We start from the raw sequence: 23587 nt of genomic DNA on the forward strand, positions 1-23587 counted from the left end.
CTAGCTGGCGTGAGCAGGCACGAGGCGGTACGTCCGATTGATGAGGAGATCCCATGTCAAGCGAACCCGTGACTCTCATGGTGGCCCGCCGCGTGGCGCGTGGACGCTACCGCGACTTCACCCTGTGGCTCGATGAAGGCCGCGAGCTGGCGGCGGACTTTCCCGGCTATCTCGGCTCCGGCATCCTGGCGCCGCCCCCCGGCGACGACGAGTATCAGATCATCTTTCGCTTTCAGGACACCGATACCCTCGCACGCTGGGAGCATTCCGCCTCGCGCCGTGCCTGGCTCGAGCGTGGTGCCGGCCTGTTCGAGGCCCCCCAGGAGCGGCGTGCCCTGGGACTCGACAGCTGGTTCACCAGCCCCGGCCCCAGGGTGCCGCCGCGCTGGAAGCAGGCGATCGCCATCTGGCTGGCGTTCTTCCCGGTGTCGCTGATGTTCCAGTGGCTGCTGGGCGATACCCTGGCGACCTTGCCGCTGGTTCCTCGGTTACTCGCCAGCACCCTGATGCTGACCCCGGTGATGGTGTTCCTTTTCATCCCCCTGTCTACCCGCCTGCTGGCGCCCTGGCTTCAGGCGCCGCCCGGACGTGGCGCTCGCCTGAGCCTGCGTCTGCGCCGCAGCTGAGGCTGACAGGCGGCCCTCCCGGCTCGCATTGAGTCTGGCCACTGCTCGCGCCTACACTCAGGTCATGCGGCGTTGCCGCGGATCTTGAGGACAGCCCATGGGCAGTGCGAGCACGGCGCCCCGCGTGGAAGGCGACATCACCGCGCGGGAGCGCCCTACACCAGAACAACAAGAGCTTGCGTCGCTGGGACTCAAGGTGGCGGCCAGCCGCCACCCCAAGGCCGAACAGGCGGCTCGTGAGCTGCATCACGAGCTCTATCATCCCGACCTGGGTTTCGTGCTGTTCTTCGTCAGCGCCGAATACGCGCTGGACCCCCTGGCCCAGGCCCTGGAGTCGACCTTCGGTGGGCTGCCGCTGGCGGGTTGCACCACGGCGGGTGAGATCACCCCGCTGGGGTACGAGCGCGGGACCATCGTCGCCATCGGGTTCGATCGCCGTCATTTTGGCGTGGCCACCACCCTGCTCGAGGACCTCGAGAGCGTCTCCCTGATCGACGCCCAGCGTCGGGTGGAGTCGCTTCTTGCCACCGCCAGGGGGCATCTGGATGGCGAGGCCTTCGCGCTGACCCTGCTCGATGGGCTGTCGGCCAGCGAAGAGCAGGTGCTGACCACTCTGGACGCCGCCCTGGGAGGTATCCCGAGCTTCGGTGGCTCGGCTGGGGACGACAACCGACTGGCGCATACCCATGTGTTTGCCGGTGGGCGCTTTCACAGCGCGGCGGCGGTGGTGGTGCTGATCACCACCCACCATCCCTTCGAGGTGTTCTCGACCCATCACCTGGCGGCACGCCGTGACAAGCTAGTGGTCACCCGCGCCGATCCTGCGGGCCGGCGTGTGCTGGAGCTCAATGCCCTGCCCGCGGTGGACGAGTACGCCCGGCTGGTCGGTGTCTTGCCAAGCGAACTCGATGAGGGCGTGTTTGCCCGCCACCCGTTGGCGGTCAAGCTGGGCGATGCCTACTACGTCCGCTCGATCCAGCGTGCCAACGCCGACGGTAGCCTCAGCTTCTACTGCGCGGTGGAGACCGGCATCGTGCTGACCGCCATGGCCGGCACGCCGATTCTCGAGGCCCTCGACGATACCCTGGGGGGCCTTCAGCGCCGGCTGGGGAAACCGCAGTTGATCATCGGCTGTGACTGCTTTCTCAGGCGTCTGGAGTTCGAGGCGCTCGCGCAGATCGGCGACGCCTCCGAACGACTTTCCAAGGCCTCGGTGGTGGGCTTCAACACCTACGGTGAGCAGCACCACGGCATGCATATCAACCAGACCTTCACGGGGGTGGCGATTGGATCTGGTCGGTGAGCCAAGGCAGGATCGCGCCAGCAGTGCACTGGAACAGGAACTGCTGGAGGAAAACCATCGGTTACGCCGGATCTGCCAGGCGCTGATCGAGCGGGTCGAGTCCGCCGGGGCGGGCGGGGCACCCTATGGTGCCTTCGAGCACGCGGTGCTGCTCGCCGAGCAGGTGCGCGAGCGCACCGAGACCCTGCACCGAACCCTGGATGAACTGGCCGAAACCAATGCCCGTCTGGAGGAAGCCCGGCGCGACGCCGAGGCCGCCAATGCCTCCAAGACCCGCTTCCTGGCGGCGGTCAGCCACGACCTGCTGCAGCCGCTCAATGCCGCGCGGCTGTTTGCCAGCGCCCTGGAAGAGCGAAAGCTGCCGGAAGAATCCGGCCGCCTGGTGCAGCGTATCGATCGCTCGCTCAGCGACGTGGAATTGCTGCTGGGGACCCTGGTCGACATCTCGCGACTGGATGCCGGAGTGCTGACCCCGGATGTGGCCCCCTTCGCCGTCTCGCAGTTGCTGGATGCGCTCGCCGAGGAATTTCGTCAGATGGCCGGCGCCCGCGGGCTGGCGTTTCGCTATGTGCCGAGTTCTGCCTGGGTCGAGTCCGACCTGGCGCTGCTGGCCCGGGTGATTCGCAACCTGATGTCCAACGCCGTGCGCTACACCGAGTCGGGGCGGGTGCTGCTCGGCTGTCGCAGGCGGCGGGTAGGCCAGCAGTACTGGCTCGAGATCCTGGTGGGGGATACCGGTCCGGGCATCGACGAGGCTCGCCGTGACGAGATATTTCTGGAGTTTCGCCGCGGCAACGCCGCAGCCCCGGGGCAGGAGCGCGGGCTGGGACTGGGGCTTGCCATCGTCGATCGCATCGCCCGCCTGCTCGATCATCCCATTACCCTCAATAGCCGACCCGGCCAGGGCGCCCAGTTCTCGGTAAGCGTGCCCTGCGCTCGCCCGGCGCGTGCGGTGGCCCCGTCGGCCTCGACCCTGCAGCAGGCCGGCACGCGTCAACTGCAGAGTACCGAGGTATGGGTGCTGGACAACGATCCCGCCATCCTCGAGGGCATGAGCGCGCTGCTGGGTGGCTGGGGATGTCGGGCGCGCCTGGCGTCGCGAGTGGTTGAACTGGAACAGAGCCTGGCCGAGCGCCACGAGACACAGGGCATGGATAGGCCGTCGCCAACGGTGGTGATGATCGACTACCACCTGTCCAGCGACGAAGAAGATGGCCTGGCGCTGGCGCAGCGCCTGGCCGGCTCTCATGTAGACCTGGCCCCGATACTGATCACTGCCAACCACGACGCCGAGATCAAGCGGCGTTGTCGTGAGCTTGGCTTCCCCTGTCTACTGAAGCCGCTGAAGCCCCTGCGCCTGCGTCAGGCACTGATACACCTGCTCGACGCCGGTTGAGCCGTCTTGCCTTGGTCAGCGAGACGTTCTGCCTTCTAGCGCGCCCGCCGCCTGGCCAGGCAGGCCAGCAGGGTGGGCTCGTCGGCTGCCAGGATCGCCTGGACGCGGCTGCCGACGCCAAGCTTCTTGAGGATCGCCGAGACGTGGGTCTTGACCGTGGTCTCTGCGATATCGAGCTCGCGGGCGATGACCTTGTTGGAGGCGCCGCGAATCAGCAGGGACAGCACCTCGAGCTGCTTGACCGTCAGTTGCTCGAGTGCGCCTGCATCGGCTGGACCCGTCATCCCCTGTGTCGCCCCCTGCGTCACAGGCGGGGCACTCGAGGCCTCGGCCGGGCGGCGCATGATCTCGGCGGGCAGATAGATCTGGCCGTCGAGGATCTGCTTGATCGCCGCCAGCAGGTCCGGGCGTGGCGTGGACTTCGGCAGGTAGCCGATGGCGCCCAGATCCAGGGCGCCGAGCACCGTGGCGCGCTCGCTTTCGGCCGACAGCACCGCCACCGGCACCGCCGGAAAGGCCCGGCGCAGTTCGCGCAGTCCGTCCAGGGCCGAGGCGTCGGGCAGATTCAAGTCCAGCAGTACCAGGTCGACGTCGTCGTCGGCGTCGAGGGCGCTGGTCAACGCGGCGAAACAGTCCGCCTCGCGCAGCTCGGTGCCGGGCAGGCCCGATTGAATGACCGCGGCAATGGCGTCGCGAAAGAGCGGGTGATCGTCAGCCACCATCAGGCTGTGCATGTCTGGCGTCCCGGTTGTCTGTGTCCTTGGTCGGTCTCCTACCGAAGGAGGAGGCGCTCTCCTGCCAGGGCAGTATGTCGCAAGCCAGGTTCCTGACCAAGACTGGAGTGGCAGACAACTACAACATCCTTTCCAAGGAGACACGCCATGATCTACGCCAACCCCGGACAACCCGACGCCGTGGTCAGCTTCGACGAGCGCTACGGCAACTATATCGGCGGCGAGTTCGTCGCCCCGGTCAAGGGCCAGTACTTCGACAACGTAAGCCCGGTCAACGGCCAGGTGTTCTGCCAGATCCCCCGCTCCAGCGCCGAGGATATCGACAAGGCACTGGACGCCGCCCATGGGGCAGCGCCGGCCTGGGGGCGCACCTCCGCTGGCGAGCGCAGCAATATCCTGTTGAAGATCGCCGAGCGCATCGAGGCCAACCTGGAGGCGCTGGCGGTGGCCGAGTGCTGGGACAACGGCAAGGCGGTGCGCGAGACCCTGAACGCCGATATTCCGCTGGCGGTGGACCACTTCCGCTACTTCGCCGGCTGCATTCGTGCCCAGGAAGGCACCGCCGCCGATATCGACGCCAACACCGTGGCCTATCACTTCCACGAGCCGCTGGGCGTGGTCGGCCAGATCATCCCCTGGAACTTTCCGCTGCTGATGGCCACCTGGAAGCTGGCCCCGGCGCTGGCCGCCGGCAACTGCGTGGTGCTCAAGCCCGCCGAGCAGACCCCGGCCTCGATCCTCAAGCTGATGGAGGTGATCGGTGACCTGCTGCCTCCCGGCGTGGTCAACGTGGTCAACGGCTTCGGCGCCGAGGCGGGGGAGGCCCTGGCCACCAGCAAGCGCATCGCCAAGATCGCCTTTACCGGTTCCACCCCGGTGGGCTCGCACATCCTCAAGTGCGCTGCCGACAACATCATTCCTTCTACCGTGGAGCTTGGCGGCAAGTCGCCCAACATCTACTTCGCCGACATCATGAACGCCGAGCCGGAGTTCATCGACAAGGCCGCCGAGGGGCTGGTGCTGGCCTTCTTCAACCAGGGTGAGGTATGCACCTGCCCGTCGCGGGCGCTGATCCAGGAGAGCATCTACGAGCCGTTCATGGCCAAGGTGATGGAGCGGGTCACCACCATCAAGCGTGGCAACCCACTGGACACCGAGGTCCAGGTCGGCGCCCAGGCCTCCAAGGAGCAGTTCGACAAGATCATGTCCTACATGGACGTGGCCCGGGAGGAAGGCGCCGAGTTCCTGACCGGTGGCAACCAGGCCAAGCTCAATGCCGATCTGAACACCGGCTACTACATCGAACCGACGCTGCTCAAGGGCAACAACAAGATGCGCGTCTTCCAGGAAGAGATCTTCGGCCCGGTGGTGGCGGTGACCACCTTCAAGGATGAGGAAGAAGCCCTGGCGATTGCCAACGACACCGAATTCGGCCTTGGCGCCGGCGTCTGGAGTCGTGACATCAACGTGGCCTTCCGCATGGGGCGTGGCATCCAGGCCGGTCGCGTATGGACCAACTGCTACCACCAGTATCCCGCCCACGCCGCCTTCGGCGGCTACAAGAAGTCCGGCGTCGGTCGCGAGACCCACAAGATGGCACTCGAGCATTACCAGCAGACCAAGAACCTGCTGGTGAGCTACGACACCAATCCCCTCGGTTTCTTCTAAAGGGAGTCGATCCGGGCCCGGTACCACCGGGCCCGGGAAGCTTCACCCCAGCGGCCTGACGCCGTTTGACTCTCAGCGCCGCGACCGTTCACCGGGTGTCCCCGGACACCTTTCTCCTCTGTACCGTCCTTCCTTGATAGCGGGCGGACAGAGACCCTTTTTGCCCGGATCAGGGCAAGGAGCACAACAATGCAAAGCACCATGGAAGCCGCCGTCGTTCGTCAGTTCGGTCAGCCCTTGACCCTCGAGGAGGTCGAGGTGCCGCGTCCCGCCAGGGGCGAGGTTCTGGTCAAGATCGCCGCCTCCGGGGTCTGCCATACCGACCTGCACGCCGCCCACGGCGACTGGCCGGTCAAGCCCAACCCGCCATTTATTCCCGGACACGAAGGCGTCGGCGAGATTGCCGCGGTGGGTGAAGGCGTCAGCCACGTCAAGGAAGGCGATCGGGTGGGGATTCCCTGGCTGTACAGCGCCTGCGGCCACTGCGAGCACTGCCTGGGCGGTTGGGAGACCCTGTGCGAGTCCCAGCAGAACACCGGCTACTCGGTCAACGGTGGCTTCGCCGAGTACGCCATCGCCGACGCCGGCTTCGTCGGCCATCTGCCGAGCAACGTCGGCTTCGTCGAGATCGCCCCGGTACTTTGCGCCGGCGTCACCGTCTACAAGGGCCTGAAGATGACCGATACCCGCCCGGGGCAGTGGGTGGTGATCTCTGGCATCGGTGGTCTTGGCCATATGGCGGTGCAGTACGCCGTGGCCATGGGCCTGAACGTGGCGGCGGTGGACGTGGCCGACGACAAGCTGGAGCTGGCACGACGGCTCGGCGCCACGGTCACCGTCAACGCCTTGAAGGAGGACCCGGTGGCGGCGATCAAGCGGGACATCGGCGGCGCCCATGGGGCCCTGGTCACGGCGGTCTCGCCGAAGGCCTTCGAGCAGGCCCAGGGCATGGTCCGGCGCGGTGGCACCATCGCCTTGAACGGCCTGCCGCCGGGAGACTTTCCGCTTCCGATCTTCGATACCGTGCTCAACGGCATCACCGTGCGTGGCTCCATCGTCGGTACCCGCCAGGACCTTCAGGAGGCGCTGGACTTTGCCGGTGAAGGCAAGGTCAAGGCCACCGTCTCCACCGACCGTCTGGCCAATATCAACGACATCTTCGGCCGCATGATCGATGGCAAGATCGAGGGCCGAGTCGTGCTCGATATGCAGGGCTAGGTTGACTGAGCAGCGGCGACCGATACAGCAGGGCGGCGACACCGGGTGTCGCCGCCCTGTCATATGCATGTGATGTCCTTGTCATCCTTGCCTACGCTGGTGTCGCGGCACCATCCATGGCATCTCGAACCCGCAAGGAGCCGACCGCATGAGTACCGACCATCACGTTCCTCTGGCCCTGGAGGCCGTCATCTTCGACTGGGCCGGGACCCTGGTCGACTTTGGCTCCTTCGCCCCGACCCAGGTGTTTGTCGAGGTGTTCGCCGAGATCGGTGTGGCCGTAAGCCTCGACGAAGCCCGCGGCCCCATGGGCATGAGCAAGTGGGACCATATCCGCGCCCTGTGCGATCTGCCCGACATCGCCGAGCGTTTTCGTCGGGCCTGTGGCCACTCGCCGAGCGACGAGGACGTCGACGTGCTCTATCGGCGGTTCATGCCGTTGCAGGTGGCCAAGGTGGCCGAGCATTCCGCGCCGATTCCTGGCGCCCTGGAATGTCTCGCGGGGCTGCGTGGAAGAGGGCTAAAGATCGGTTCCTGCTCCGGCTATCCCGCCGAGGTGCTGGCGCCGGTGCGCCGTGCGGCGCGCCAGGCGGGGCTCGAGGTGGACCACGCCGTCGCCGGTGACGAGGTGGTGCGCGGGCGACCCGGGCCGGCCCAGGCGCTGGCCAATGTGGTGGCGCTCGGTATCGGTGATGTGGCGGCTTGCGTCAAGGTCGATGATACCGCTCCCGGCATCGAGGAGGGGCGCGCCGCCGGCATGTGGTCGGTGGCGGTGACCGATACCGGCAACGCCATGGGACTGGATCTCGAGGGTTACCAAGCGACCGCGCCGGATGCGCTCGAGCGGCGCCGGCGCCACGTAGCCGAGCGACTGAGCGCCTGTCGTCCCCATTACCTGATCACAAGCGTCGCCGAGCTTGACGGTGTGCTGGATCAGATCGCGGCTCGGCTCGCCAGGGGAGAGCGGCCCCAGGCCTCGTGAAGGTCAGCTCGTGGAAAAAACGGACAGGTCGAGTGCGTGGCTGTGTCCCAGCCAGATGACGCCCTGGGTATGGTCGAAGAGGTCGTCGTCGGTACCCAGATGCACGAAGATGTCCAGCTCGCCTCGGTGGATGGCGAGCCAGGGCACGATCTCGCCGAAGGCCTCGGCCGCGAAGGATAGCTGGCAGCTCCAGCGCGGATGCGGCCCCACCGGTTGTTGATGAAAACGCCCCACCTGAACGGCAAAGCGCGCCTGGCATTGCTCGGCCAGGGTCCTGGCCTGGGCAAGCCCTTCGGCATCGTCGTAGTAGAGGTGGGCGTGGTAGTAGCGAATCTGGTCGACGTCGGGCATGGGACTCTCCTGGGCGCTCTGCTGATGACGTCGACAAGGATCGCGTCCCTGGCGATGCATGGCAATCGCGGTGTCACGCCCGCCTGCCCACCAGCGTTACATACCCAAGCGGCGGCCCTGGGGCCGCCGCTGTCACTTGCTCCGGCGTCGTCGGTGACGACCTTGCCGGGTCACGCTCAGGGTTCCTGGGTCGTGCCCTGGGGTGGCTCGCCGATAAAGCCCGGCATGGCCGGCGTCGGCGTGCCCTGGCGGGCGATGGCCAGGAACTGCAGGTGGCGCTCGTACTCGCCGAGCACGTCATCGATGACCTGACCCCGGGTGTAGCCATTGAGGTTCTGACCCACGCCGCCTTCGGCCAGATGCACGTCCAGGCGCAGGTAGTAGTCATCGTCCGCCGGCAGGAAGCTCGGCGTGCGCATGCGATGGGGGCGGACCTGGTAGACAAAGCTCTGCATCGCCTCGAAGTCCACCTGCAGGGTCAGCCGCGGCAGCGGTTCGCCCTCGATCTGCTCTTCGCTCAGGGTGGCCGACTGGCCGCGACGCTCGAGCTCCTCGACGAACTGTTTCAGGCCCGGGCGCAGGGCGTGCTCCATGGTCGACTCGGCACCGGCGCGGTTGGAGGTGTCCAGCGCCCGATCCAGGCGTTCCTTCCAGTTGCCGCCTTCGCCGCTGGCCGCGACCAGCTTGCGCGCGTCGGCCTTTTCCTTCTCGGTGCGCAGGGCCCGGGCCAGTCCCACCATGATGGCGAACATCACCAGCGAGAACGGCAGGGCGGTGATCACCACCGCGCTTTGCAGGGCGTCGAGGCCGCCGGCCATCAGCAGGGCGATGGTAATCAGGCCGATCACCGCCGCCCAGAAGATGCGCAGGCGGATCGGCGCGTCGTGGTTGACGTCGCGCAGAATCGAGGTGAAGTTGGCCAGCACCAGGGCGCCGGAGTCCGCCGAGGTAACGAAGAACACCACTCCGAGCAGGGTGACCACCGAGGCGGTGACGCCGATGTAGGGGTACTGCTCGAGGAAGGTGTAGATGGTGGTCTGGGGAGTGGCCAGCGCCTGCTCGCCGAGCACCGCCAGGCCGTCATTGGCGACCATGTCGATGCCGGCGTTACCGAAGATCGACATCCACGCCATCATGAAGCCCAGCGGAATCAGCAGGGCGCCAAGGGCGAACTGACGAATGGTGCGCCCGCGCGAGATGCGCGCCAGAAACAGCCCGACGAAGGGCGTCCAGGCGATCCACCAGCCCCAGAAGAAGATGGTCCACCAGCCTTTCCACTGCTGGGCGTCGCTGCCGGCGAAGGCGTAGGTGTCGAAGCTCTTGCCGACGAAGCCACTGAGATAGTCGCCGACGTTGAGGACCAGGGCGTTGAGCAGCGCCAGGGTGTCACCCTGGAACAGCACGAACAGCAGCAGGGCGGCGGCCAGCAGCATATTGAACTCGGACAGCCGGCGAATGCCCTTCTCGACGCCGGTGACCACCGAGATGGTCGCCAGGATCACCACCAGCACGATCAACACCACCTGGGTCGACAGGCTTTCGGGTACGCCGAACATGAAGCTCAGGCCGTAGTTGAGCTGGATGACGCCGATACCGAGGCTGGTGGCGATGCCGAACACGGTGGAGATCACCGCGGTGATATCGACGGCATTGCCTATGGGGCCGTAGATGCGCTTGCCCAACAGCGGATAGAGGGCGCTGCGGATGGCCAGCGGCAGGCGATGGCGATAGCTGAAGTAGGCCAGGGCCATGCCCATCAGCACGTACATGCCCCAGCCGGTCAGGCCCCAGTGGAGGAAGGTCTGGGGCACCGCCTGCCTAAGGGCGGCGGCGCTTTCCGGGGCCATGTCCGGGGGCGTCAGATAGTGCGACAGCGGCTCGGCCACGCAGAAGAACAGAAGGTCGATGCCGATGCCTGCGGCGAACAGCATCGAGGCCCATGACAGCAGCGAGAACTCCGGGCGCGAGTGGTCCGGGCCGAGGCGAATGTTGCCGACCCGGGACAGGCTGATGACCAGCACGAACACCAGATAGGCCACGGCGGCCAGCATGTAGTACCAGCCGAAGGTGTCGTTGACCCAGGCAAGACCGCTGTCGAACAGGGCACCGGCCCGTTCGGTGAAGGTCATGGTGAAGAACAGAAAGACCACGATGCCGGCTACCGCGCCGTGAAAGACGACGGGGTTGAGGCGATCGCGGGAGGCGCTCTCGTGATGTGACATGCACGTGCTCCCTCGAGGATGAAGTGAGACAGAGCCTGCCCGGCGAGGCTATCGCCGTTCTCCACGATGCCATCCTGGCATCCTGATGCTGCTTCCGTGAGCGTTACGCCATTTTGTTAATTGACCGACCAATTAACAAAATGATGATGGCGGAGTGGCCGAGTCGTGGCTCGGCACCTGTTGGCGGCTCTTGCGAAGGGTCTGGGTGACCCACCGCGGCCAGGGGCGCGCGGTTATTTTATTGATTGAACGTTCAATAAAATACAGAGATGGGGAGCATCTTTCAACCCGAGGGGGAGAAACGGCGGGCAGGGGGCGCACGAAAACGCCATGCCCGAGGCTCGGACATGGCGTGTTGGTACAGGGCTTTCTGGTCCCCCGGAGCAGCGCCTATGGCCGAACCGGTGGCGTCAATATCAGGCCTCGGGGGCGTGATGCTTGTCGTGACCATGAGCGCGGTGCTCACCCGGACCACCGCGGGGGTGGTCGCCGTGGCCCGGCATCATGGTGTGCTTCAGTTCACGCAGCTGGCGCTCGTCGAGGATCTCGGCCAGCTGGTCACGGGTGGAGGACATCAGTTCGCGCCAGGCGTCATGACGGGCTTCGGGGTTCTCGAAGTCCTGGGCCTTCAGCGCTTCGGCGCCTTCCTTGAAAGATTCGCGAGCGGCGTTGAAGGCGTCGCGCTCGTCGTCGGACAGCTCCCACTTGTCGACCAGGGCGTTGATGCGCTCCTCGCGCAGCTCGTGGCGGGCACGTTCGAGGGCGGCGACACCGTCTTCACCGAGGATCTCCATGCGCTGCTCGCGGAAATCGTCGTTGAGTTCCTTGACCTCCTGACGGTGCTCCATGGCGGCCTGCTTCAGGGCTTCGCGGGTCTCGGCGTCGATGCCGGCGCGGTCGAACAGCTCGGCGCGCATCTCGCCCCCTTCGTGGCGCGGGCCTTCGGGGCGGTCGGGCGAGGCCGTCGCGGTCATGGCGACCGGCAGCAGGGCGGCAGAGACAGCGGCGGACAGCAGGGCCTTGCGGGCAAATGTCATTTTCATGGGTCGACTTCCTTCAGCGTTGATGCCTCGTCACAGGACGTGGCGTTATGGCGGGCGATGCCCTTGTTGACGTGATCCATCTTGACCCTGGCTCGTGCAAGGCTGATGCAGCCAATGTGCAGAGAAGCGGCAAGCGCAGACGAGTTTGTGCAACGCAGGGTTCGAATTTTCGGCGGGGCAGTGCAACCGCGGCCGAGGAATCGGCGCCGGTGAAATTTTCTTCAATACCGAAGGGCGTCATCGCGTCAGCCTGAAACGCCATCCTGTGAGGCATGTGTGATGACGTTTTCTCTGGAAGAACTGCTGGCGATCTTCGCCTTCTCGCTGGTGGCCTCGATATCGCCGGGCCCGGTCAACCTGCTGATCCTGTCCACCGGAGTGGGTCACGGCTGGCGCCGAGCGATGCCCCTGGTGGTGGGTGCCAGCGGCGGTTTCACCCTGCTGCTGGGCCTGCTCGCCGCGGGGCTCGGGAGTGTCTGGCTGGCGCTGCCCGGGCTTCAGTGGCTGGTGCGCCTGGCGGGCCTGAGCTTTGTGGCCTGGCTGGCCTGGCGACTGTTGACGGACGCAGGCGACTGGGGCACGGACCAGCGGCGCGAACCGCCGGGTCCCGCCAGCGGCGCGCTGATGCAGTGGCTCAACCCCAAGGCCTGGATCGCCTCGTTGGCAGGGTTGGGACTGTTCACGGCGGGACGGGAAAGCGTCGATATCGCGCTGTTCACTCTGGTCTGGGGCAGCGTCTGTCTGGCGAGCGCCATCGGCTGGGCATGGCTCGGTGGACACGCCCGGGGCTGGCTGTCGTGCGAGGCAAGACGGCGGGGCCTCCAGCGCCTGCTGGCGGCCTTGCTGATTTGCAGCGGCGCGCTGATGCTGCTGTGAGGCAGCTTGCGGGCACCGGTCCGACGGTCAGGCGCGCTGCTCAAGGTGCTGAATCTGACCCTTCAACGGGCCTGGCATCTGACCTTTCAACGGGCCTGGCATCTGACCCTGCATATGACCCAGCATCTGGCCCTGGATATAGTGCCCCGGAGTGGTGGCCAGCAGCTTCTTGAAGGTGCGTTGCAGGTGCGCCTGGTCGGCGAAACCGCAGTCGTTGGCGACCGCAGCGATGGGATCGCCCCGTCGCAGTCGTTGCCTGGCATGACGCACGCGCAGGTCGATCAGTGCCGCATGGGGGGTGGTGGCATAGTGACGTCGAAAGCCCGAAATCAGGCTGGTGGCGCGGCACTCGGCGGCGGCGCAAAGATCGTCCAGGCGCAGCTCTTGCTGCCAGTCGTCGTGAAGCCGCTCCCAGGCGCGCACCAGTCGCTCGGGAGGCGCGCCGTGTTCTGCCTCGCCTTGCGCCGGCAGGTCGAGCAGGCCTGTCAGGCGCTCGGCGAGCCGCTCAAGCACGGTCTCGCGCTCAAGCAGGCTGGCATCCCCATCGGCAAGGGCGCCGGTGGCGACGCGGATGGCTTGGTGAAGGTGGGCGTCTTGCGTCGTCAGTGCCGAGAACACCGCGCCGTCATCGCCGTCGAGGCCGCAGCGCTCGGTCAGCCAGGCGCTGTCCAGGTAGAGCATGTCATAGCCCCAGTCTCGCTCGCTCAAGGCGTTGCAGGCGTGGACATCGCCGGGGTTGATCAGCACCACGTCTCCCTGGCGTACCTCGAGGGTACGGTGGCGGTTGAGGAAGCTCGAGTGGCCCTGGACGATCGCGCCCAGCGAGTGGGTGTCGTGGCTGTGGGGCGCGTGGCTTAGCCGGTGCCCGCCCCTGACTCGGCGCGCCTCGACCTGGGGCATCCGCGGGTCGCGCAGGTAGCGGGAAAAGGTGGCAGCGATCCTGGGGGGCATGACGGTCTTCCTGGCAAGACGCCGTGGCTGCGCCGAGGTCTTCACTCTCGTCGATCCTGGGATGCCAGGCAAGAGACGCCTGCGCTGGATCAAGGGAGAGGGGAGTTTGTCAGGCATTTTTGGCGTCACAACCCTTGGCGAGGCCAAAGCCTGATAGCCGTCAACGAGGCCCGCGGGGGGCATTGTTAAGGTCTGTCATCTTTTTTCAAGGCGCGCTGTCAATTCGACGAACGGTCAGGGGGACTTGGCTCGGCGTCGGACAGCAGCGTCACCTCAGACATCGAGATCCTCATGACAGACACCGTGACGTCCACCCGGGAGGCCGGCGAGGCCCCCAGCTATCGCGAGATGCACCGCGATGCCAGCGAATTTGCCAGCCGTTCCGACTACCTCGAGCATGAACTCAAGATCATGCGTCCCCGGCGCTATGGTCTTAATCTGATCGGCCGGGACTTCCACTTCGAACTCGAAGACCTGGTACCGGCGATTGCCGGCACCATCGGCATCATCGCCATGTACTCGGCGGTGATGATGTCCTGGGCCAATGGCCTGTCCGCCGCCTGGCCCGATGTCACCCTGGGGCGCGAGTTCGCCATCGCCGTCTCGCGACTGGAGATGCTGCTGCCGGTCCTGCTGTTCTGCGTGCTGGGCTCGGGTATCTTCAATCCGCGTGCCAACCTGGCCGGCAATCACGGCCCGATGATTCCGCTGATCGCCAGCATGGCCCTTGCCGGTGCCCACCCGCTGGCCCTGGCGCTGTGGATCTGCGCCTTTGGCCTCGGCCTTTCCTGGGTCAAGGGCGGCTCGCGCCTGGTCAACCTGACCTCCCAGGGCACCGCCGGTGGCCTGCTGATCTTCCTCGGTTTTTCCGGCGCCATGAGCCAGATCGGTAGCCTCAAGGCGTGGGGCATGGGGCTCGAGGGCCAGATGGGTTACGTCGCCCTGGTGGTGCTGGCGGTCAATATCCTGCTGTACGCCGTGCTGGCGCGGCTGGGCAAGCGCTGGCTGGCGATTCCCGCCTGCGCGGTCACCGGCCTGGTGGTGGCGCTGGCGCTGGGTGCGGGCTTCGATCTCGAGTTCACCACCGAGACCGGCCTGCCGCCGCTCAGCCCGAGCTACTGGTGGGGCAGCACCGGCCAGGGCTGGATGCTGGGGCTGCCGAACATGCAGCACTTCATCGCCTCGCTGCCGTTCGCGATCCTGGCGGTTGCCATGTGGTCACCGGACTTTCTCGGTCATCGCATCTTCCAGGAGATGAACTATCCCAAGGGTACCGACCGGGTGTTGATGGACGTCGACGACACCATGACGATGTGCTCGCTGCGTCAGGTGGTCGGCACCGCCCTCGGCGGTGGCAATATCACCTCGTCCTGGGGCACCTACATGATCCCGGCGGCCATCGCCAAGCGGCCGATTCCCGCCGGCGCCATTTTGCTGGGGCTGTTGACCATCGCCATCGCCATCCTCGGCTTCCCCATGGACGTGGCGGTGTGGCCGCCGGTGATGTGCGTGGCGCTTTTGGTCGGAGTCTTCCTGCCGATGCTTGAGGCCGGCGTGCAAATGATCAAGGAAAGCCGCGACGCCCAGGCCGCCGGCGTTTGCCTGTTCGCCGCGGCGGTCACCAACCCGGTGCTGGCCTGGGCGGTGACCATGCTGCTCGACAACAACGGCTGGATCGGTGATCGCGAACGCGCCACTCGGCTGTCGCTGGCCGACCGCCTGATCATCCCCGCCTCGGTGCTGGCGGTGTGTCTGTTCGCCATGCTGGCGGTGGGCATGTTCGAGGGGCAGTACGGGATTCCCGCGCTGTTCTAGATAGGCCGCAAGTGCCATACGCAAGAGGCCGCCCTTGGGCGGCCTCTTGCGTTATCGGTGAGTCGGTCGAGACACTTAGCCGACCGGCTTGCTTGGTGCTGGCGACTGAATCTTCGGGCCTACCGTCAGTCGACGTGAAACAGATAGAAGGGGCTCTCGATTACGGCCATGGCAGCGTGACAGAGGGCACAACGTGATATATGGCGGCCCCCTGAGTACGGTGCTCGATTCGCCTCTCCACGCAAGTGGCCCTTCCACCGGCAGGAATGGAGAGGCGCGCTCAGCAAGCGATGGCCTGAATGCCTTTTTTCTGGATGACTGCCAGTAGCCTCAGCGCGGGCCCTCCAGGACGCTTCACGCCGCGCTCCCAGTCTGAGACCAGGTTCTTGCTGACGTTGAGGTAGCGAGCGAAGACAGACTGAGAAAGATTTTCGCGCTCGCGCAGCGCTCTGATGGCGTCGGGGGAAATCATTTCTACCGTGGTGAGGCAGCTCTCATCGAAGTCGCGCATCGTTTGCTTGTCGACGGCGCCTACCTCGTGCAGAGCTTCCATGGTTTCATGGATCGCCGCCATCGCTTCGCTACGGTATTTCTTCGCCATCGTCTTCCACCTCCAAAAAATGCCCCTTATGAATCAACTCGACCAGGTGCTCTTCTGACAGCTCGAGGATGTGTTGGGCGGCCCGTTTGAACGCAACCTTTTCCTCGTCGCTGATATTGCTCTGTTGGCTCTTGGCGAAGCCGTAAACGAAGAAGGCTCGGTGTGCCTGGCGGTAGAGGATGATCGTGCGGTAGCCGTCTGACTTGCCTTGCCCGGGACGAGCCACCCGCTGCTTGATCACGCCTCCGCCCAGGTCAGCATCGATCAAGCCCCGTTCCGCTCGCTGGATAGCGTCGCGCAGCGCGGCGGCGTCAAGTTTCTGTTTTCTGGCGAAGCGTTCAAACCAGGCGTTCTTGAAGATCCTTACCGGCCGTGTCCTTGCCATTCGTAGTGTACTACATAGTGTGACATCATGCGGCCCACAGCAACTGTCCTGCCTGCAGCAGGGCGTTGCAGGGCAGTGTCTCCTTTTCGATGCATAAGACGCGGGGCATCAAGCAGAAAAAGAGAAAGGCAGAGCGGCCGGACGATGTCCAGCCGCCGGGGGACGGTTGCCATGACAGGCAGCCCCGGGGATCACTCTTCCGGCTGGTACTTGTAACCGACGCCGTAGACGGAGCGGATGATTTCCCGCTCGGGCCAGATATCGGCGATCTTCTTGCGCAGCTTCTTGATGTGGCTGTCCACGGTGCGCTCGGAGACGATGCGGTGGTCGCGGTACATGTGGTCCATCAACTGCTCACGGGCGAAGATTCGCCCCGGTGAGTGCATCATCACCTTGAGCAACTGGAATTCCACCGCGGTGAGGCCCAGGTCCTGACCGTCGGCCAGGGCGCGCCAGCCGCTTTCGTCCAGCACCAGGTCGTGGTTGGCTTCGCTGTCCTGCTGGTGTGCCTGGCTGCGGCGCAGCACGGCCTTGACCCGGGCGACCACCTCGCGCGGGCTGAACGGCTTGCAGATGTAGTCGTCGGCACCCAGTTCGAGGCCCAGCAGGCGGTCGACCTCCTCGACTCGGGCGGTCAGCATCACCACCGCGATATCGGGCCAGCGCTGACGGATCTCGCGGCACAGGGTCAGGCCGTCGGTGCCAGGCAGCATCAGGTCCAGCAGCACCAGGCTGGGGCGCGACTCGGCCTCGCTGAGGTAGCCGACCACCTGGTCGCCGTGGTCGATATGGTGGGTGGCGTAGCCGCTGCCCTCCAGGTAGTCCGCCACCAGACGGGCGATCTTGGGTTCGTCCTCGACGATCAGGATGTCGTCGAGACTGGCGTCGGTGTCGTTCATTCATCGTCCTCGTGCTGCTGATGGTCCGGCAGGGCCGGAAAACGCAGGGTCCAGCATAACCCGCCAAGCTCGGAAGGGGAGGGGCGCATGTCGGTGTCGTGGGCGCGGGCCAGGGCGGTGGCGATGGACAGCCCCAGGCCGCTGCCGCCGCTTGAACGGTTGCGCGAGCCTTCCACCCGGTAGAGGCGTTCGGTCAGCCGAGGCAGTTCGTTGACCGGTACCCCGGGGGCGCTGTCTTCCCAGCGCAGCACCCAGTCGTCGGCCTCACGCCGCAGCGATACCTTCAGGCGCCCCGGCGCCTGGGTGTAGGCGCAGGTATTGTCGATCAGGTTGTTCCATAGCTGGCGCAGACGCTGCAGGTCGCCGCGAATCCACGCCGGGCCCTGAATATCGTGCTCAAGGGTCAGGCCATGATCGGCAAGCCAGCCCTCGGCTTCGTCCAGCCGGGTGGCCAGTTGCTCGCCCAGGTCCAGCGGTGCGAGCTGGACTTCCAGCGCGCCGGCGTCGCTCTGGGACAGCAGGCGCAGGTCGGCGACCAGGCGCTCTAGCTGGCCGACCTCCTGGGACAGCGAACGCAGGTTGTCCTGGTCGAGGGCGCGAATGCCGTCCTGCATCGCTTCTATCTCGCCGCGCAGCACCGCCAGTGGGGTACGCAGCTCATGGGCGATGTCGGAAACCCAGCGAGTACGCGCCTCGCGGCTGGCTTCCAGGGTTTCCGCCAGCACATTGAAGTCGTGGGACAGGCTGGATAGCTCGTCGCGACCGCGCTCCGGCAGGCGGATGCTGTAGTCGCCCTCGGTCAGCCGGCGGGTGGCCAGCGCCATGCCGCGGGCGCGTCGGCCCATCCACCAGGACAGGGCGGCGGCCAGCAGCAGCGAGGTCAGCGCCAGGGCGATGACGATGATGGTCAGGTTGCGTTGCTGCTGGGCCAGAAACAGTCGGTCCATGCGTGCCATCAACTGCTCCGGCGGGCGATAGCCCAGGGTGCCGACCTGGCGGCCCGCGCTCATCACCGGCAGCCAGCGCAGTTCGGCGGCCATGTCGTCCTTGTCCGGGGGCAGGCCGATCACCGGCAGGCCGCTTTCGTCATGGAGCACGAAGTCCCTGGGGTCGCCCAGGTCGCCTTCGATGCTCATCGGCGGCAGGTTGTCGCCGGGCCAAAGCTGGCGGCGTACCAGGTGGTGCCAGGCGCGCGGCGACTGGCGCAGCCACTGCCAGTTCTGGCGTCGCGCCCAGGCCTCGCCGAGGCCTTCCGCCAGGGTCTCGGCGCGCTGGGTCTGGGAGCGGTCGAGGTACTCGATGAAGCCCTGGTCGAGGCTGCGCGAAATCGCCACGAACACCAGCCCGGCGATGGCCACATTGACCACCAGGATGATGACGAAGAGCTTCAGACCCAGACGTGAGAAGGCCGGGCGAAACAGGCGTTTCGCGGACATGCGACGATTCCTTGACCGAAATGGCGAAAAAGATGAACACAGCATGCCATCGTCGGCGCCAAAAAGGCGCCAATAACGGTGAAACCTTTGTGCAGCCTTCGCCGACGGATGAGTCGAGCGTTCACCTCAGTCCGTAGCGGTCATACCGTCAGGGACAGCTTTCCCCGATCAGCAGTCGCGTTCCCAATAGGCGGTTCTCGGCGGGTTCCAGACCCAGCACCATGCGCGCGGCGACGCGCCCCTTCTCGATGCTGTCCTGGCGCACGGTGGTCAGTCGTGGGGCTCGGTACTGGCCTTCTTCGATACCGTCGAAGCCGGTCAGGCGCAGGTCCTCGGGGACGCGGATGCCACGCTGTTCGGCCAGGGTCAGGACGGTCAGGGCGATGCGGTCGGACATGCACAAAAGCAGATCCGGGCGCTGTTCTGCAGGCAGGTCGAGGATCTCCTCGATCACCGTGGCGCAGACCGCGTGGGTGTTCTCGTCGATGTTCCACACCGGGACGCTGGTGGGGTCGATGTCGTGTTCGTCCAGGGCGCGGTGGAAACCGTCCAGGCGCGAGCGGGTGATGGTGCGATGGGCATCGAGACAGCGATGCTCGGCACTCACCGGGCCATTATAGGATTCATCGATCAAGCGCAGGCTGAGGATGCCGACCCGCCGTGGACGTTTTTTCAGTGCGTGGCAGGCGATGGCGTGGCAGGCCGGTTCGTTGTCGATATGGACGGTGGGGCGGGCATCGATATGGAAATCCACCCCGACCAGTGGACGCTGGGCCGGCAGCTCGTTGATCAGCCGATCCCCGGGCATCAGACCATAGACGACAAAGCCGTCGGCCATGCTGGCGGAGCCCGGGTGACAGAGTGCGTCGGCGTGACGGGGAGATTCGGGCTGACGTCCCGACAGCAGCAGCAGGGTGTGCCCGTGGGCGTCGAGCACCTCGGTGATGCCGGTCAGAAGCTCGCTTGAAACCGCGTCGTTGAGGCTGTAGGTCAGGGTCTCTGCCAGCACCACCGCGACGATGCGGGACTGCCCGGTACGCAGGCTGCGGGCCCTGGCGTCGGGGCCGCGGTAGCCCAGGCGTCGGGCCTCCTCGAGGATGTGCTCGCGCAGGGCGCGAGACAACTGATCGGGGCGATTGAAGGCGTTGGAGACGGTGGCCGTAGAGACCCCAAGTCGCTGGGCCAGATTCTTCAGGGTGATGGGGCGGTCCTCAGGATTCACCACGGGCTTGTCTTCCTTGCTGCGTGCACTCGACAGCATAAAGCGCTGGGCCACCGGGCGTCACGGCTTGGCAGCGCAACCGGGCATCTTATTCCAGCATCACAGCGCTACCGAAAAGCGCTGAATGAGGGGTTGTCGTGATCCGGCATCATAGGGCGACCACAAAGCGCTGAATGAGTGGTTGTTGCGAACCGGCATCAGAGTGCTTCCATAAAGCGCTGAATGAGTGGTTGTCGTGATCCGGCATCATAGGGCCGCCATAAAGTGCTGAATGAGTGGTTGTTGCGACCCGGCATCATAGTGCTTCCATAAAGCGCTGAATGAGTGGTTGTCGTGATCCGGCATCATAGGGCGACCATAAAGTGCTGAATGAGTGGTTGTTGCGACCCGGCATCATAGGGCGACCAGAAACAAAATGAGTGGTGGTGACAGCAGCGACAGGATAAAGCCGCTGACCACGGCGATGGGCACGCAGCGCACGCCACCGTGCTGCTGGATCACCGGCAGGGTGAAGTCCATCGAGGTGGCACCGCCATAACCGATCGCCAGGGGTGCGTAGCGTCGCATGACCAGCGGAATCAGCACGAAGGCCAGCAGTTCCCGGGTCAGGTCGTTGAAGAAGGCGACGCCGCCCAGGGCCGGCCCCAGGTGTTCGCCGATCAGAATGCCGGACAGCGAATACCAGCCGAAGCCCGAGGCCATGGCCAGGCCCTCGTTCCAGGCGAGCCCGAGCATCGGCGCCGCGGCCAGCCCCCCGGCCAGCGAGCTTGCCGCCAGGGTCACGGCGATGAACAGGCCATGACGATTGAGCAGGATCTGTTTGAGCGGCATGCCGGAGTTGCGCAGCTGGCAGCCGATCAGCGCCAGCAGTACGTAGAGCACCCATTCTGCCAGGTGTTCCGCCAGCTCGAAGGGCGTCGTTCCCCAGCGTCCCACCAGCATCAGCCCGATGACCAGTCCGGCGATCACCACCCCGACCAGTGACAACGAACCCGCCATGGCCGCCAGCTTGCTGGTCGGGGCGCCGTCGATCACGCGTTTTTCGCCAAGGTCCAGGCGCAGTCGACGCGACAGCCACCACAGGGCGGCCAGGTTGAAGGCCGAGATGACCACGAACAGCAACAGCGCCTGACCGCCCATGCGCGACAGCTGCGTGCCCAGGTCGGGCAGGCCCGCCAGGCTCACCCCCATCAACAGCAGGATCAGGTAGATCGATGCGCTGACGCCGCGATTGATCCAGGCCATGACGCTTGCGCGGCGTACCGGTACCAGATAGCCCAGCACCAGCGGCAGCAGCACGATCAACAGACCGGTGAACATGAACGAACTTCCTTGCTCGATGGAGGCGGTGCGTGTCGGTCAGGCACCGCATCGATGAATTGCTGCGCTCGTGAGCCCGTCCGTCGAGGATGAGCAGGACAAATCGGTGGTCAACGGCGCGACCAAAAGCGCAATACTCTATGCAAGTTTCACAAGGGAGAAAAGACGACCAAAGCGTCAGTGGTCGGCAAGATCGGCGCCTTACCCCGGACGCCGACAAGGCATCCTGGCAACGAGCCGCCGGCCTCGGCGGGGCGGAAGGCCGGATGGTGGTGAGGCAGGGCGGCTGAACGAGCGCCTGACCAAGCGCGCAAAAAGGCGCCCGAGGAAGGGAGAGACGGAGCAGCTTCAGTTGTTGGAAGTGGCCAAGGAGGTCAGGCTCAGCCGACTGACCCGCTCGCCGCGTTTGATGTAGTCCACTCCCAGCAGCAGGCCGGGCAGGTCCGGGTGGAAGGCCACGACCATGTGGCGGTCGTCCTTGCCGGGCTCGACCAGGCGGACCCGCAGGGCGTCCACCATGCGCCCGTTCACGTCGATGGCGGCGGTGGGCAGAGGGCTTGCGACCAGGGTCTCGATGTCGCCCTTGTGATCGAGATAGTGAATCTCGCAGCCGCTGGCGCAGCGCTCTCGCTGGACGCTACGTGACAGATCCACCAGTGCGGTCTGACGGTCGGGGTGACGCTGAAGCTGACGGTTGTCCAGTCGGTAGCTCTTGCCGATGCCCAGCAGACGATAGCCACTGGAATAGCCCAGCGCACGCAAGCCGTCGCCGTTCTCGGCGAAGCGCGCGGTTTCCTGACCTTCGGCGATGGCCACCTGGGCGCGCATGTCGCTGCGCCAGTGATCGCCTTCGCGGTACACCCGATGATGCACGGTGGCATCGGGCCAGCCATCCACCGACAGGTGGTAGCGGGCATCGAAGCTGGCCATCGATGCGGCTTGTGCCGCAAACGGCAGCAAGAACAGTAGCCATAGCAGCCCCGCCGCGAGGCGCGGGCGAAGAGACGGCGAGCGGTAGGCGATGGAGTTGCTGGGCATAGTAGCGTCCGCTGCTTGAGTGGCATATGGAAACGAGCTGTCACCTTGGGAGGCCGGTGCGCCCTGAAGGTTCCCCGGCGGGCTGGCAGAAGCACGGTCCAGTGGTTACGCTGCATTACAGCATGGTCGCCATCATGACCCTGCGCCGCCCCTCAATGACCAAGGAGTTTGCCACATGGCACGTTTGCTGCTGCTCGCGGGAGATTTTGTCGAGGACTACGAAATCATGGTGCCCTTCCAGGCGCTGCAGGCCATGGGGCATCGTGTCGATGCGGTGTGCCCCGACAAGAAGGAAGGCGACAAGGTCAAGACCGCCATCCATGACTTCGAGGGCGACCAGACCTACACCGAAAAGGCCGGGCATCTGTTCGCGCTCAACGAGACCTTCGCCGACATCACCCTGGCCGACTACGACGCCCTGGTCATCCCCGGTGGGCGAGCGCCGGAGTACCTGCGCCTGGACGAGCGCGTGCTGGAAGTGGTGCGCCACTTCGTCGACAGCGAGAAGCCGGTGGCCGCTGTCTGCCACGGCGCCCAGCTTCTGGCGGCGGCGGTGTCACTGTCTGGACATCGTATCTCGGCCTATCCCGCCTGCGCCCCCGAGGTACGCCTGGCGGGTGGCGAATTCGTCGACATCGAAGTGACCGACGCCATCACCTGCGGCAAGTTCGTGACCGCGCCGGCCTGGCCCGCGCACCCGGAGTGGCTGCGCCAGCTCAACGAATTGCTGTAGGCCCGCCAGTCCGGCCCCTTCTGGCCTGGGTACAGGCCCAGGCCAGGAGTGAGTCCAGTCCCCCTGGAAACCTGGCCGCTGGGCTCTTGGCAGAAAGCCACTTGACGACGACTAGACGACTGGTCTAGTGTCTGGGGCATGACAACCAAGGCTCCTACACGTGACCTGTTGATACAGGTCGGCATGAACACCTTTGCCGAGCACGGCTATACGGCGACGGGCATCAATACGGTGCTCAAGGCTGCTGGCGTGCCCAAGGGTTCCTTCTACCACTACTTCTCCAGCAAGGAGGCCTTCGGCCTTGCCGTGGTCGAGGTGTTCGCCGAAGACTACGACGAGCGCTTCCAGGCGCTGCTGGTGAATTCCCACGACGCCCCCGTTGCGCGCCTGCGCCACTATTTTGAAGACGTGCGCCAGGCGATGGCCGAGTGCGGCCACACCCGGGGTTGCCTGATCGGTACCCTCGGCCAGGAAATGTCATCCCAGAGCGATTGCCTGCGCGATGCCCTGGACGCCATCTTCAAGCGCTGGGAAGGCTACTTCACCAGCTGCCTCAAGGAAGGCCAGGCCGACGGCAGCGTGCGTGACGACATCACGCCCCAGGCCATGGCGGCCTTTATTCTGGCGGGCTGGCAGGGGGCTCTGCTGCGCTCCAAGATGGCCAGAACCTGTGAGCCACTGACCGAATTCGAGAATACGTTACTGGCCTGTATCAAACGCTAACGCATCGAGGTGAAGGCGTGGCAGGGTGGGTCCTCTATTCCCCTG

Annotated in this window: 22 protein-coding genes; 10 read left to right on the plus strand and 12 right to left on the minus strand. The window is 65.5% G+C overall.

What is annotated here, in order from left to right:
• Positions 1-53: 53 nt before the first annotated feature.
• The 3 genes from C6W88_RS10960 (at position 54) to C6W88_RS10970 (ending at position 3325) form a co-directional block, all read left to right on the plus strand.
• Complete coding sequence (locus C6W88_RS10960) at positions 54-626, plus strand: putative antibiotic biosynthesis monooxygenase (protein WP_181248600.1); 573 nt, start codon at positions 54-56, stop codon at positions 624-626.
• A 97-nt stretch (positions 627-723) separates the two neighbouring features.
• A complete protein-coding gene (nosP, locus tag C6W88_RS10965; RefSeq protein WP_108132454.1) occupies positions 724-1929 on the plus strand; it encodes a nitric oxide-sensing protein NosP in 1206 nt (401 codons plus the stop codon).
• Complete coding sequence (locus C6W88_RS10970; RefSeq protein WP_231498611.1) at positions 1913-3325, plus strand: ATP-binding response regulator; 1413 nt, start codon at positions 1913-1915, stop codon at positions 3323-3325. The genes nosP and C6W88_RS10970 overlap by 17 nt, the downstream gene beginning before the upstream one ends.
• Positions 3326-3360: 35 nt before the next feature.
• Here the strand turns inward: C6W88_RS10970 and C6W88_RS10975 are convergent, their stop codons facing one another.
• Entirely contained in the window at positions 3361-4059 is a 699-nt protein-coding gene (locus C6W88_RS10975) for a response regulator (RefSeq protein WP_108132455.1), read from the minus strand.
• 147 nt (positions 4060-4206) lie between these two features.
• On the opposite strand from C6W88_RS10975, the gene exaC reads away from it, so the two are divergent.
• From exaC to phnX, 3 genes are all read left to right on the plus strand, one after another.
• The gene (gene exaC / locus C6W88_RS10980; RefSeq protein WP_108132456.1) at positions 4207-5727 is read left to right on the plus strand and encodes an acetaldehyde dehydrogenase ExaC; all 1521 of its coding nucleotides are present in this window, start codon (positions 4207-4209) and stop codon (positions 5725-5727) included.
• 189 nt (positions 5728-5916) lie between these two features.
• On the plus strand, positions 5917-6945 hold the full coding sequence (gene adhP, locus C6W88_RS10985; protein WP_108132457.1) for an alcohol dehydrogenase AdhP: 1029 nt from the start codon (positions 5917-5919) through the stop codon (positions 6943-6945).
• A 148-nt stretch (positions 6946-7093) separates the two neighbouring features.
• Complete coding sequence (phnX, locus tag C6W88_RS10990; RefSeq protein ID WP_108132458.1) at positions 7094-7927, plus strand: phosphonoacetaldehyde hydrolase; 834 nt, start codon at positions 7094-7096, stop codon at positions 7925-7927.
• 3 nt (positions 7928-7930) lie between these two features.
• On the opposite strand, the gene C6W88_RS10995 is transcribed toward phnX, so the two are convergent.
• From C6W88_RS10995 to C6W88_RS11005, 3 genes are all read right to left on the minus strand, one after another.
• On the minus strand, positions 7931-8278 hold the full coding sequence (locus tag C6W88_RS10995; protein WP_181248601.1) for a DOPA 4,5-dioxygenase family protein: 348 nt from the start codon (positions 8276-8278) through the stop codon (positions 7931-7933).
• A gap of 176 nt (positions 8279-8454) precedes the next feature.
• Complete coding sequence (betT, locus tag C6W88_RS11000) at positions 8455-10500, minus strand: choline BCCT transporter BetT (RefSeq protein WP_108132460.1); 2046 nt, start codon at positions 10498-10500, stop codon at positions 8455-8457.
• 416 nt (positions 10501-10916) lie between these two features.
• The gene (locus C6W88_RS11005) at positions 10917-11543 is read right to left on the minus strand and encodes a hypothetical protein (protein ID WP_108132461.1); all 627 of its coding nucleotides are present in this window, start codon (positions 11541-11543) and stop codon (positions 10917-10919) included.
• A gap of 279 nt (positions 11544-11822) precedes the next feature.
• Between C6W88_RS11005 and C6W88_RS11010 the strand changes: the two genes are divergently transcribed.
• Complete coding sequence (locus C6W88_RS11010) at positions 11823-12419, plus strand: LysE family translocator (protein ID WP_108132462.1); 597 nt, start codon at positions 11823-11825, stop codon at positions 12417-12419.
• Between the two features lie 27 nt (positions 12420-12446).
• Here C6W88_RS11010 and C6W88_RS11015 read toward each other — a convergent pair whose 3' ends face one another.
• Positions 12447-13370 (minus strand): helix-turn-helix transcriptional regulator, encoded by a 924-nt coding sequence (locus C6W88_RS11015; protein WP_181248602.1) that lies wholly within the window; start codon positions 13368-13370, stop codon positions 12447-12449.
• A 291-nt stretch (positions 13371-13661) separates the two neighbouring features.
• On the opposite strand from C6W88_RS11015, the gene C6W88_RS11020 reads away from it, so the two are divergent.
• Complete coding sequence (locus tag C6W88_RS11020; RefSeq protein WP_108132464.1) at positions 13662-15185, plus strand: DUF3360 family protein; 1524 nt, start codon at positions 13662-13664, stop codon at positions 15183-15185.
• Positions 15186-15465: 280 nt separating this feature from the next.
• On the opposite strand, the gene C6W88_RS11025 is transcribed toward C6W88_RS11020, so the two are convergent.
• The 7 genes from C6W88_RS11025 to C6W88_RS11055 all read right to left on the minus strand — a co-directional run bounded on the left by C6W88_RS11025 (position 15466) and on the right by C6W88_RS11055 (position 22086).
• On the minus strand, positions 15466-15786 hold the full coding sequence (locus C6W88_RS11025; RefSeq protein ID WP_108132465.1) for a type II toxin-antitoxin system RelB family anti-toxin transcriptional regulator: 321 nt from the start codon (positions 15784-15786) through the stop codon (positions 15466-15468).
• Positions 15767-16171 carry a type II toxin-antitoxin system RelE/ParE family toxin gene (locus tag C6W88_RS11030; RefSeq protein ID WP_108132466.1) on the minus strand — a complete coding sequence of 135 codons (405 nt, stop codon included), beginning with the start codon at positions 16169-16171 and terminating at the stop codon, positions 15767-15769. Before C6W88_RS11030 ends, C6W88_RS11025 begins: the two co-directional genes overlap by 20 nt.
• Positions 16172-16362: 191 nt before the next feature.
• On the minus strand, positions 16363-17070 hold the full coding sequence (locus C6W88_RS11035; RefSeq protein WP_045994066.1) for a response regulator: 708 nt from the start codon (positions 17068-17070) through the stop codon (positions 16363-16365).
• Positions 17067-18506, minus strand: a complete 1440-nt coding sequence (locus C6W88_RS11040) for an ATP-binding protein (protein WP_045994065.1) — start codon at positions 18504-18506, stop codon at positions 17067-17069. The genes C6W88_RS11035 and C6W88_RS11040 overlap by 4 nt, the downstream gene beginning before the upstream one ends.
• Positions 18507-18654: 148 nt before the next feature.
• Complete coding sequence (locus tag C6W88_RS11045; protein WP_231498612.1) at positions 18655-19782, minus strand: LacI family DNA-binding transcriptional regulator; 1128 nt, start codon at positions 19780-19782, stop codon at positions 18655-18657.
• A gap of 339 nt (positions 19783-20121) precedes the next feature.
• The gene (locus C6W88_RS11050) at positions 20122-21048 is read right to left on the minus strand and encodes a LysO family transporter (protein WP_108132467.1); all 927 of its coding nucleotides are present in this window, start codon (positions 21046-21048) and stop codon (positions 20122-20124) included.
• A 348-nt stretch (positions 21049-21396) separates the two neighbouring features.
• On the minus strand, positions 21397-22086 hold the full coding sequence (locus C6W88_RS11055) for a hypothetical protein (RefSeq protein ID WP_108132468.1): 690 nt from the start codon (positions 22084-22086) through the stop codon (positions 21397-21399).
• A gap of 175 nt (positions 22087-22261) precedes the next feature.
• On the opposite strand from C6W88_RS11055, the gene C6W88_RS11060 reads away from it, so the two are divergent.
• Together C6W88_RS11060 and C6W88_RS11065 are read left to right on the plus strand one after the other, a co-directional pair.
• Positions 22262-22819: a DJ-1/PfpI family protein gene (locus C6W88_RS11060; protein ID WP_045992037.1), complete on the plus strand. Its 558-nt coding sequence runs from the start codon at positions 22262-22264 to the stop codon at positions 22817-22819.
• A gap of 138 nt (positions 22820-22957) precedes the next feature.
• Positions 22958-23542, plus strand: a complete 585-nt coding sequence (locus C6W88_RS11065) for a TetR/AcrR family transcriptional regulator (RefSeq protein WP_108132469.1) — start codon at positions 22958-22960, stop codon at positions 23540-23542.
• Positions 23543-23587 lie beyond the last annotated feature (45 nt).

The sequence above is a fragment of the Halomonas litopenaei genome, from assembly GCF_003045775.1.
In the GTDB taxonomy this organism is placed as follows: domain Bacteria; phylum Pseudomonadota; class Gammaproteobacteria; order Pseudomonadales; family Halomonadaceae; genus Halomonas; species Halomonas litopenaei.